This is a genomic window from Enterocloster sp., from assembly GCF_057861365.1.
Window position 1 is genome coordinate 1 of sequence record NZ_DBMACH010000032.1, and the last position, 10810, is coordinate 10810.

Below are 10810 nucleotides of genomic sequence, written 5' to 3' on the forward strand. Positions count from 1 at the left end.
CAGAACAGGATCTGGTATTTATTACAAATGGAAGCTGTACAGAGGGAACGGTTTACGGAGACCAGGATCATAAACCGGACCCGAAAAGACAGTCGGAGGCTGAACACTGCTGGACACTCTGGAAAAATATAGCAGTACAGGATACGTCCTTTGGACGTCCGGAAAAATTCTGCTCCAACCGTGAAAAGACCTGTTGGGAATCAGCCACAATTACTACATCGGATGAGACGATCCTTTCTTATATAAAAAAGATAGCCCGAAGAGATCCGCGTACAGGAAAGGTAGTTACGGGAGGAATTGTCAGCTGTCAGGATTCCGGCTGGCTTTTAAGCTGGACGGTCAACCGCCAGGGTCAGTTTAAGGCTCAGAAGAAAGAAGAGGTATGCATCTGGCTCTATGGATTATTTCCAAATGGAGTGGGAAATTTCGTGCCCAAGCCTATGAGTGAATGCACGGGAAGGGAAATCACGGAGGAATGGCTGTATCATCTGGGAGTTCCGGCTGACCAGATTCATGATCTGGCTGCTTGGGGAGCGGTCTGCGTTCCGGCTATGATGCCCTATATTACGGCCTTTTTCATGCCCAGAAGAGAGGGAGACCGCCCGGATGTAATTCCTGAAGGAAGCGTAAATGCCGCCTTTATCGGCCAGTTTGCCCAAACTCCCAGAGACACGGTTTTTACAACGGAGTATTCCGTGCGCACGGCTATGGAGGCTGTTTACGGCCTGTGCGGCGTAGACCGGGGGGTACCGGAGGTATGGGGCAGCGCTTATGATATGAGAGAGCTTTTAAATGCCTCTGTGAAGCTTATGGATGGAGTTTCACCTTTAAAGAAAAGGCTTCCGGCATGCTTTGAGAAAGCAGGGAAAATGGCGATTAAAAAAATTGAACATACGGAGATAGGAGAACTTCTCAGGGAATGCGGAGTGCTGTAGCATTATAAACAACAGGCAGAATCCTGTATAAAAGGGTTCTGCCTGAATGTTTGTCTCAGCGGTATGGGACAGAGGTCGCTTACTGTAATTTGGTTCCTGTAAGCATTTCATAGCTCTGAAGATATTTGTCAATAGTTTTTTCCACAATCTCCTCAGGAAGGGTCCAGTCATTGCCCGGATGAGCGGTCAGCCAGTCTCTGGCAAACTGCTTGTCAAAGGAAGGCTGGGAGTGGCCGGGTTCATAGCCCTGTGCAGGCCAGAAGCGGGAACTGTCAGGCGTCAGCATCTCGTCGCCTAAAACCACATTGCCATCCTCATCCAGACCAAATTCAAATTTGGTATCAGCAATGATGATGCCACGGCTTAATGCATAGTCTGCACATTTTTTATAGAGAGCGATCGTATAATCGCGGATCAGGGTCGCGTAATGCTCGCCCTTTCCAGGAAAATATTTCTCCAGGTGGGAAACACTCTGCTCAAAAGAAATATTTTCATCATGATCACCGATTTCGGCCTTGGTAGAAGGGGTGTAGATGGGTTCAGGAAGCTTTTCTGATTCCTGTAAGCCTTCAGGAAGATGGATGCCGCATACGGTGCCGTTTTCCTGATAGCTCTTCCAGCCGCTGCCTGTGATATAGCCTCTCACGATGCACTCTACCGGGATCATGGTAAGCTTTTTGCACATCATGCTTTTTCCTTCAAACTCAGGCTGCTGGAAAAATTCAGGCATATCTTTTACATCTACGGAAATCATGTGGTTGGGAAGGATGTCCTTTGTAAAATCAAACCAGAATCTGGACATCTGGGTCAGTACCGTACCCTTCCCGGCCACAACGTTGTGCAGGATTACGTCAAAGCAGCTGATCCGGTCAGTAGCAACCATAATCAGGCTGTCGCCGTTGTCATAAATCTCACGAACTTTTCCTTCTTTGAACGGTTTCATGTCATATACCTCGCTATATGTAAAATTTTGATGTAGCTTCTATCTAAGGATAAACGAAATCGGCTGTAAAAATCAATACCCAGATTGAAAATTATACCGCAGCAGACGCAAAAAAACAAAGGTTCTCTTTTATGCACAATAAATAGCCGTAAAAATAAAATAGTCAGGACATATTTACCACAGGCTAAAAAGAATGATTGATATTATGGCAAATCCGCGTTAAACTAACGGAGAAGTGCAAAAAAGACAGGAGTTTGACCTTATGATACGACAGAAAAAAACACATTCCAAAAAGAAAGGTGCTATAAGGCCGGGCCTTGTGATTACTTCCCTTCTTCTTGCCGTCAGTATTGGAGTAACGGGAACGGCGGTTTATTTTAAAGATATAGTAAATCTGTATCTGGCAGCAGACCGTACCAGAGTATCGGAAGAGGAGATGGAAAAGACAACGCAGGAGAGTCAGCTTTTGTCTCACAGGATACAGGAAGAGGGAAGCGTACTCTTAAAAAACACCAAAGATACACTTCCTCTTTCTGATTCGGTCCGCCAGGTAAATGTATTTGGCTGGGCGTCTACCCAGTGGCTGGGCGGAGGCTCCGGTTCTGGACGGATCACCCAGGTTAAGACGGATTTTCTGGCTGCCTTAAGGGATGCGGGGGTTTCTTATAATGAAGAACTGATAGGGATGTACCGTGAATTTCAGCCCAAACGTCCTTATAGTGATACCTTAAACAGCTGGCCGCAGGAATCCTGCCGCCTTTATGAACCTCATATTTCAGACCGGGAGTATTATACAGAGGAACTTTTAGACCATGCCAGAGACTATTCGGACACAGCGATCGCTGTGATCGGCCGGTTTGCAGGCGAGAGTAATGACTGTCCCAAGGTACAGTATAAGCAGACAAAAAAAGGGGGAGAAATTACAGAGGATCCAACCCGGACCTATCTGGATCTGTCTAAAGAGGAAGAGGATCTTTTGCGCTATCTGGGTGTAAGCTATAAAAATGTGATCCTTGTTTTAAATACGGGAAATGTGATGGCTCTGGGTGCGATCGAACGTCTTTCCGGCATTGATGCCTGCCTTTATGCAGGCCTTACGGGAGAATCAGGAGCGGGCGTACTGCCGGAAATCCTCTGGGGGCGCGTAAGCCCTTCCGGACGGACAACGGATACCTGGGCTTATGATTTTTCCACAGCCGCCAGCTACGCCAATGCAGGAGGAGAGGGTGTGGGACGCTATACCAACGCAGAGACGCTCTATCCTGCAGATGGCACGAAATGCGGCAATCTGGGAGAAAATTTTGCCTATGATCAGGTTTCCTATGTAGACTACGCAGAGGGAATCTATGTGGGCTATCGATGGTATGAGACAGCAGATGCACAGCATTTCTGGGATGGGGTAGAAAACAGATATGGGCAGGGCTATGATGGAGTGGTTCAGTATCCGTTTGGATACGGCCTTTCCTATACGGAATTTCAATGGGAACTTTTGGAGGCTCCAAAGGAACAGACGGTTCCGGATCCATTCGGAGAAATTTCTGTTATGGTCCGTGTCACGAATACGGGAAAACGGGCCGGTCAGGACGTGATCCAGCTGTATGTGTCGCCTCCGTATACTCCGGGGGGAATTGAGAAATCATCCGTTGCCCTGGCAGCCTATGCAAAAACATCGCTCCTTGAGCCGGGAGCCTGTGAAACTCTTACGCTTACCGTTCCTGTTTCTTCCTTTGCTTCCTATGATGAAAAGGATGCAAATAAAAACGGATTTCAGGGTTATGAACTGGAGGCAGGCATATATGAGCTGTCTCTGCGCTCGGATGCCCACCATCCGGCAGCCATGGATCAAAATACCATCCGTCTGTATGTACCGGCTGGAACGCTTTATGATACAGACCGGATCACAGGTGCTCCTGTTTTCAATAAATTTACGGGGGAACAGGCTCAGGACGGTGTTTCCATAGACGGTTCTGATGCAGGAGGAGCGATCCATTATCTGAGCCGGGCTGATTTTAATAAAACCTTTCCAAAAGCCAATGTGCCGGTACGCCGTCTTTCTCATAAAGGGGCGGCCCTGAATCTGTATACCAAAGAACTGGCGGATACCTGGCATTCAGATGAGACATGGACTGCTTCAGATGAAGCGTTACGGGACAAAAAGTCTGTAAAAAAGCTTACGCTTATGGTAGAACGAATGGGAAGCCTTACAGATCTGGGATATGGGCTTGGAAAAAACTGGGAAGATCCCAGATGGGAAGAGGTACTGGATCAGCTTACCTTTTCTGATATGGAAAATCTCTTTCTGCATGGCTATGTAAAGACTGAGCCGTTATCTGTACTGGGAAAACCCTTAGCCAGAGAGGCAGACGGACCAGCCCAGATCGGAAGCTTTCACCAGATTCCGGCAGGAACTGGCTTCCCCAATGCCGGCATACTGGCTCAGACCTGGAATAACGCATTGGCCCGGGAAATGGGAAGAGCAATTGCAAAAGAAGCAGGCCAGTTTGGTTACAGCGGCTGGTATGCTCCTGCGGTGAACCTTCACCGCAGCCCCTTTGACGGAAGAAATTATGAATATTATTCGGAGGATCCCTTGATCTCAGGCCATATGGGTGGTCTTGTAGTGAGGGGAAGCCTGGATATGGGCGTATATTGCTATGTAAAGCATTTGATCTGCAATGATCAGGAATCGGGAATTTACCGGGACGGCATTTATACCTGGATGACAGAGCAGACGCTCAGGGAACTGTATCTAAAGCCCTTCCAGATGCTGGTTCAGGATTATGGAGCAACTGGCTTTATGACAGCCTATAACCGGATCGGAGCGGTGTGGGCCGGGGGGAGCCAGGCCCTTTTAACCGGAATCCTTAAAGAGGAATGGGGCTTTCATGGAGCCATTGTCACAGATTATGCGGACCACCATAAATATATGAACGGGGATCAGGCTCTGCGGGCCGGAGGAAGCCTGTGGATGGATGGGATTTTAAATGATGGAAAATTCCGCTTCCTGACGGAGGAAAATGAGGCTTTCTATTATCATGCTCTTCGCAGAACCTCCAAAGAGGTGCTCTATATGTATTTGAATGCCAGAGCGGAAAACAGAGAGTACAGCCAGAGGATGGGAGACCCCGGTCTTTTAAAGCCGGTGATTTATCCTGCCTTTCCTCTGTGGGGAGCTGCATTAGGCGCTTTTGATCTTATGGCGGCATCTGCCTTTCTTTTCTGTCTCAGACGGACAAAGAAACCAGAAAAAAAGAAGAAAAGAAGAGAGTGAAAAAATGGAAGAGACAAAAAATCATAAAGATACAACCCTGTCCCGGCTTCCGGTGGTGATCTGCCTGGCTGTCGTCTGTACCTTTTTGTGGGGAAGCGCCACTCCAGCCATAAAGATCGGCTATGAACAATTCCACATCGAAGGTACGGATTCATGGAGTATTATCGTGTTTGCCGGACTTCGCTTTTTGCTTGCCGGATTGATGGTGATCGGCTTTTACTGTATACAAAAAAAGAGGCTGATCCTGCCTCCGGCGGGAGCAGGAAGCTGCATTTTAAAGCTCTGCCTATGTCAGACGGTGCTCCAGTATTACTTCTTTTATATGGGGCTGGTTTATGTAACAGGGGTTCATGGGGCGATCATAACAGGTACCAATGTATTTCTTTCAATCCTGATCGCCTGCCTTCTGTTTGGATATGAACAGCTTACAGGAAGAAAGCTGCTTGGCTGCTTGTTTGGACTGGCAGGCATTGTATTGGTCAACCTTTCCGGACAGACATCCGAAGGGCTGTTTGATGTATCCTTCCGGGGAGAAGGCTTTGTATTTATTGCACAGATTTTTTATGCTTTATCCGGCGCATTGGTAAAACGCTACTCCAAACAGTATGACGTAGTTGTTTTAAGCGGATATCAGTTTACCATGGGAGGGATCATTTTGATCTTGATCGGACTTGGCTGCGGAGGAAGAGTTGATCTTATGGCAGGAGCTGAAGCTGTGGTTCTTCTTCTGTATTTGGGGCTGATCTCTGCTGTGGCCTATACGCTTTGGAGTATTCTTTTAAAATACAATCCGGTCAGCCGTGTAACTGTTTTTGGCTTTATGATCCCGGTCTTTGGAGTTTTGCTGTCAGCCGTTTTTTTAGGGGAAAGCAGCCAGGCTTTATCATGGAATGTACTGGCAGCGCTGATTTTGGTAAGTCTTGGAATTTTTGTTGTAAATACATCGGAAAAGCCGGAAAAAAAAGACGGAACGGAAGGAAAATAAATTTGGAAGAGATAATAAATATTACAGAAAACAAAAAGAAGTATTTAGAGCTTTTGCTTCTGGGGGATGAGAAAGAAGAAATGATTGACCGGTATCTGGAACGCGGAGATATGTATGTTTTAAAAACGCCCTTAGGGATGGCTCTCTGTGTAGTGACAGATGAGGGAGATGGGGTATTAGAGCTTAAAAACATCGCGGTGGAGCCGGTGTGCCAGAAAAAGGGATATGGGCGCAGGCTGATCCGTTTTATCTGTCAGAAATATAAAAATCAGTTCCATACCCTTCAGGCAGGAACGGGAGACAGCCCTCTTACAGTGCCGTTTTACGAGCACTGCGGCTTTATACGGGGATCTGTGATTCCGCATTTTTTCATGGATCACTATGACCATCCGATTTATGAGGGAGGAAAACAGCTGGACGACATGATTTACTTCCAGCTTAAGCTTTAAAAACAAAGGGGAGGAAGAAACAGGATGATTGACCGAAATGATATGCTGGAGCTGACCCGCAGGCTAACGCCGGAGCGTTCTTCTGTGGGCCGGATTGCCGGAGCGTACTTTGATGCAGAGGGCTATGTGGACGGTACCTTTAATATCAATTTCTTAAAGCTTTCCGTACCGGAGAGGAAAAAGAACCTTTCCATCGCCAAGACTGTGCTTTTTTCTGAGACAAATTCTCTGCTAAAGGAATATACGCTTACCAAAGAAGCCAGACGGCCGGGAGGATTGTGGCAGCTTTTAAGCGCCATTAAGGAATGCGGCATGAAAAATGACGCCTATACGGATCTGTTTTATGAGATTTTAGGAGAGAAATACCGTCCGGGCGGTCCATGGTCCTGCTTCCTTTTTCATGGCCGATACGATGTGCCGGTAAAAGGGCTGGATAAAGCGTGGATGGAAGGTTCTGAAGAGGTGTACGAATACCTGATCTGCGCTATCAGCCCTTTAACCGGAGAATATGAGCCGGGAGAGCCGGAGTTTGGCTTTTTATACCCGGCTTTTAAAGAGCGGGGCGCCGCCCTGAATTTTGTAAATCTCTTTGAAAAGGATCCGAACCGGCCCCACAGGGAGCTTACAGAGTGGTTTTTAAAGGGATGAAAATGAAAAAGGAAACAAAACCATGAAAAAATATATCCGAACCAAAACACTGCGCGTTCAGCTGATGCGCTATCATTTTCTGATCATATGTCTGATTGCAACCTTTGTAAGTATCTGTACCTACATAACTGCGAACCAGAAAACTCTGGAGGTGGCAAAAAATTCTCAGAAACACCATGTAGAAAGTATTTCCTACCGAAGCCGGCTGGCATATGAGGAAATGCTCAATATTATCTTAAACTGTACAGAGCGGAAAACCTTTGATTTGTCCGGAATAAACGGAGGACGTACCTCAGGAGCCAGAAAGCTTGGACTGGATTATGCGGAGCTTATAAGAGATTACTGTGCGATTACAGAGTACGGAAACTATATTGTAAAGCTGTCTGTCTTTGATGATCAGGGAAATCTGGTTCAGACAGGCTCTTCCTTTGGAAGCACAGATGACGCGCAGGGGATCATAGAGAGCGGCTGGCTGGATCGGGAGCTTGAAAAAACCATGGATCGTTATCAGCTGGATCTGGAATCATCTCCATTTTCCCAGTATGAGGGAAATATCCTTCCAATTGCCAGGAAGCTGGAGCATTCTGGCTCCGGCGGCTGGGCGGTGCTGTGTCTTTCTACGGATCTCTTTAAGGATATGCTTTTGGACACGGCAAACGGACAGGAAACGGTGATCGTAACTGCGGCCGGAGACTGGATTGCTTCTATTGAAGAACCGGGGGGAGCACAGAGAGGAAAATGACCGGATTATCCGCAGCCTTCAGGAACGGAAAAAGGACTACTGGAAATGAAGGTTCATGGGAAAGACAGTCTGGTAACATATGAGATTTATGATAAAAGCGGGATCATGGTATATGAAACCATGCCCTTAGATGAGTTTTCCAATGACCGGATGATGATTGTACAGACTGTAGTGATCATGTTTTTGGCCTGTTTGATTTTTGGACTTCTGTTATCCGCGCGGATTACAAAGCAGATAAAAAAGCCTATTGACCGTCTGACTGCTCACATTGAAACCATTGCGGCGGGAAATTTTATCAGGGACGATTCGATAGAAGGCGAGGATGAAATCGGCCGTGTAGGCTGTGTGGTAAATGATATGGCTCTGCGGATCAAAGAACTGATGGATCAGCAGCTGAAGGCAGAAAAAGAAAAGGGAGATTTAGAACTTAAGATGCTCCAGGCCCAGATCAATCCTCATTTTCTTTACAACACGCTGGATTCCATCCGCTGGATCGCAGTGATCCAGAAAAACAGCGGCATTGTAAAAATGGTGACCGCCTTATCAGGCCTTCTTAAAAACATGGCAAAAGGCTTTAATGAAAAAGTGACTCTGAAAAAAGAACTGGAATTTTTAAATGACTATGTAACCATCGAAAAGGTAAAGTATGTGGAGCTGTTTGATCTGGAAATACAGGTGGATGATCCCGGGCTTTATGAAGCAAAGGTGATTAAGCTGACACTGCAGCCTCTGGTGGAAAATGCTATTTTCAACGGGATTGAGCCAAAGGGCCGTCATGGAATTATCAAAATCCGGGCATCCAGACAAGAGGATATGCTGGTTCTTACCGTGTGGGATAACGGTGTGGGGATTCCAAAGGAACGGTTAAAAACACTTCTTGAGAATACAGAAAAAGTAAAGGGAAATTCCATGAGCGGGATCGGGCTTCCCAACGTAGACCGCCGGATCAAGTTAAATTATGGGGAGTCCTATGGCCTGATGATTGACAGCACAGAGGGAAAATTTACGGAAATTACCGTTACCATGCCGCTGGAATTTTAAAATATAAATGCAACAGGGGGAAGAGGAATGTATCAGATTATGATTGTGGATGATGAGCCGCTGATTCTTGCAGGAATCGCCTCTCTTTTAGACTGGGAAAAGCAGGAGTGTGTGATCGCCGGAAAGGCAGGGAACGGACAACAGGCCTTAAAGCTGATGGAGGAACAGAGACCGGATATTGTGATCACAGATATTAAGATGCCGGGAATGGATGGAATCTCCTTTATGAAGGCTGTAAAGGAACGGGGCTGGGATGATATTGTTTTTATCATTCTCACCAATCTGGAGGAATTTAACCTGGCTCGTCAGGCTCTGTCTTTAGGAGCCGTAGAATATCTGGTAAAAATGGAACTGACAGAGGAGAAACTTTCAGAGGCCTTAAAGCTTGGAAAAGAGCGCTGCGAACTGACACGGCTTGCAAATGAAAAAGTGTCCCCGGGCTTTCCCTCCAAAGCAGACCGGATCCGCCGTTTGATCGAGCAGCTTCTGGTCGGAGACGAGCCCGCAGAAGGGTTTAAGGAGGCAGAGGAGACGCTTAAGAGCCAGTGCTTGTGATTATCAGCTTCAATTACGGGTTTGAGGGCTTTTCGGAGGGATTTACCCGAGAAGACCAGAAAAAAGTGATTTCCTTTGCAGAAAATATTATCGGTCAGATGACAGGAGGTTATTTCGACAGCAGCTGTCTGGTGTGCCGGGAGCTGGACAGCCTGGTGCTTGTACTGTCTGCTGCAGGAGTGGAAAATTATCAGACGGTCATCCGAAGTCTGGGCGAAAAAATCCGGTCTGTGGTAAAGGATTACTTTGAGGTGCCGGTATCCGTGGCAGTCAGCACCAGAAAGGAAAGCCTGCGTGAATTTCCGGCGCTGCTCTATGAGGCCATGAGCGCTACCAGCTATTATTTCGGCCATTCCGGAGATCCGGTAGTCTTTTATTCCAGACAGTGTGAAGCAGATGCGGGTCACCCGGGAAGCTTTCATATCGGCCTCCTGAAAAAAGATCTGTCCCAGGCGATCGCCTTAAATGACAGCAGCCGCTTAAGACAGGTAATCGGTCAGTTGACGCAGCTTTTGGAGGAATATCACCCTTCAAGGGAACAGGCTGTGAATGCCTGTGCCAATCTGTATTTTTTTATAGCATCTTTTTTGAGGATGATGAAGAAGGCGGTTTTCCCTACGAGGTCAACATTATGGAAAAGCTGGGGCGTTTTGGCACACTGGAACAGATTTTGAAATGGATCCGCTGGTTTGAGGCTTCTATATCTGCTATTTTGGATCGGAGAAGAGACAGCCGCACGGATAAGATTGCGGAAATGGTCCGGGATTATGTAATGACCCATTATAAGGAACGGATCACTCTGGGACAGACAGCCGAAGCCCTGGGTATCAGCCAGGGGTATTTAAGCACGGCTTTTAAAAAGCAGACAGGGGAATCCTTTACAGGATTCGTGTCAGCCGTAAAGATTGAAAAGGCCAAGGAACTGATCGCCGGCCATCAGTATATGATGTATGAGATTTCCGATATGCTGGGCTTTGATACGCCTTTTTATTTCAGTAAGGTATTTAAAAAGATCGCCGGTCTTTCTCCGAAGGAATATGAAGCAGAATGTTTCAAAGCCGGCCATGAGGTGTAAAAGGGAAAAAGTGTAAAAAAGTGCAATAATATAAAAAAAGTATAAAAAGAAATAGGCCTGTCCTGAAATTTTTATAAAAAGTCTTTATTTGTTGAATGGGCTTTGGAAGCTGTTTTTGTTATAGTATACACAGAAAGCAAAGAGGTATTATTTTAAGGAGGGCTTT

At 46.6% G+C, this 10810-nt stretch carries 8 protein-coding genes and 1 pseudogene; 8 read left to right on the forward strand and 1 reads right to left on the reverse strand.

Annotated features, from left to right (window positions below; all coding sequences use genetic code 11):
* Window positions 1-935 (forward strand): oleate hydratase (locus tag ACZM6M_RS17415; protein WP_489490628.1); only part of this gene is annotated, 935 nt, incomplete at its 5' end.
* Window positions 936-1014: 79 nt separating this feature from the next.
* Here the strand turns inward: ACZM6M_RS17415 and ACZM6M_RS17420 are convergent.
* On the reverse strand, window positions 1015-1878 hold the full coding sequence (locus ACZM6M_RS17420) for a phosphoribosylaminoimidazolesuccinocarboxamide synthase (protein ID WP_066548044.1): 864 nt from the start codon (window positions 1876-1878) through the stop codon (window positions 1015-1017).
* Between the two features lie 262 nt (window positions 1879-2140).
* Here ACZM6M_RS17420 and ACZM6M_RS17425 point away from each other — a divergent pair, with 262 nt between their 5' ends.
* From ACZM6M_RS17425 to ACZM6M_RS17455, 7 genes and pseudogenes are all read left to right on the forward strand, one after another.
* Entirely contained in the window at window positions 2141-5149 is a 3009-nt protein-coding gene (locus ACZM6M_RS17425) for a glycoside hydrolase family 3 protein (RefSeq protein WP_489490629.1), read from the forward strand.
* Between the two features lie 4 nt (window positions 5150-5153).
* Window positions 5154-6134 carry a DMT family transporter gene (locus ACZM6M_RS17430; protein ID WP_340275581.1) on the forward strand — a complete coding sequence of 327 codons (981 nt, stop codon included), beginning with the start codon at window positions 5154-5156 and terminating at the stop codon, window positions 6132-6134.
* A gap of 2 nt (window positions 6135-6136) precedes the next feature.
* Entirely contained in the window at window positions 6137-6583 is a 447-nt protein-coding gene (locus ACZM6M_RS17435) for a GNAT family N-acetyltransferase (protein WP_066548047.1), read from the forward strand.
* A 24-nt stretch (window positions 6584-6607) separates the two neighbouring features.
* Complete coding sequence (locus ACZM6M_RS17440; protein ID WP_317439057.1) at window positions 6608-7231, forward strand: DUF4317 family protein; 624 nt, start codon at window positions 6608-6610, stop codon at window positions 7229-7231.
* Between the two features lie 22 nt (window positions 7232-7253).
* Complete coding sequence (locus ACZM6M_RS17445) at window positions 7254-7973, forward strand: hypothetical protein (protein ID WP_489490630.1); 720 nt, start codon at window positions 7254-7256, stop codon at window positions 7971-7973.
* A 45-nt stretch (window positions 7974-8018) separates the two neighbouring features.
* Window positions 8019-9014 (forward strand): sensor histidine kinase, encoded by a 996-nt coding sequence (locus tag ACZM6M_RS17450; protein ID WP_489490631.1) that lies wholly within the window; start codon window positions 8019-8021, stop codon window positions 9012-9014.
* Between the two features lie 27 nt (window positions 9015-9041).
* Window positions 9042-10644 (forward strand): annotated as a pseudogene (locus ACZM6M_RS17455) (response regulator).
* Window positions 10645-10810: the final 166 nt, after the last annotated feature.

Coding starts and splice junctions, on each gene's coding strand:
- ACZM6M_RS17420 (WP_066548044.1), bottom strand. CDS start 1,878: ATGAAACCGTTCAAAGAAGGAAAAGTTCGTGAGATTTATGACAACGGC.
- ACZM6M_RS17425 (WP_489490629.1), top strand. CDS start 2,141: ATGATACGACAGAAAAAAACACATTCCAAAAAGAAAGGTGCTATAAGG.
- ACZM6M_RS17430 (WP_340275581.1), top strand. CDS start 5,154: ATGGAAGAGACAAAAAATCATAAAGATACAACCCTGTCCCGGCTTCCG.
- ACZM6M_RS17440 (WP_317439057.1), top strand. CDS start 6,608: ATGATTGACCGAAATGATATGCTGGAGCTGACCCGCAGGCTAACGCCG.
- ACZM6M_RS17445 (WP_489490630.1), top strand. CDS start 7,254: ATGAAAAAATATATCCGAACCAAAACACTGCGCGTTCAGCTGATGCGC.
- ACZM6M_RS17450 (WP_489490631.1), top strand. CDS start 8,019: ATGAAGGTTCATGGGAAAGACAGTCTGGTAACATATGAGATTTATGAT.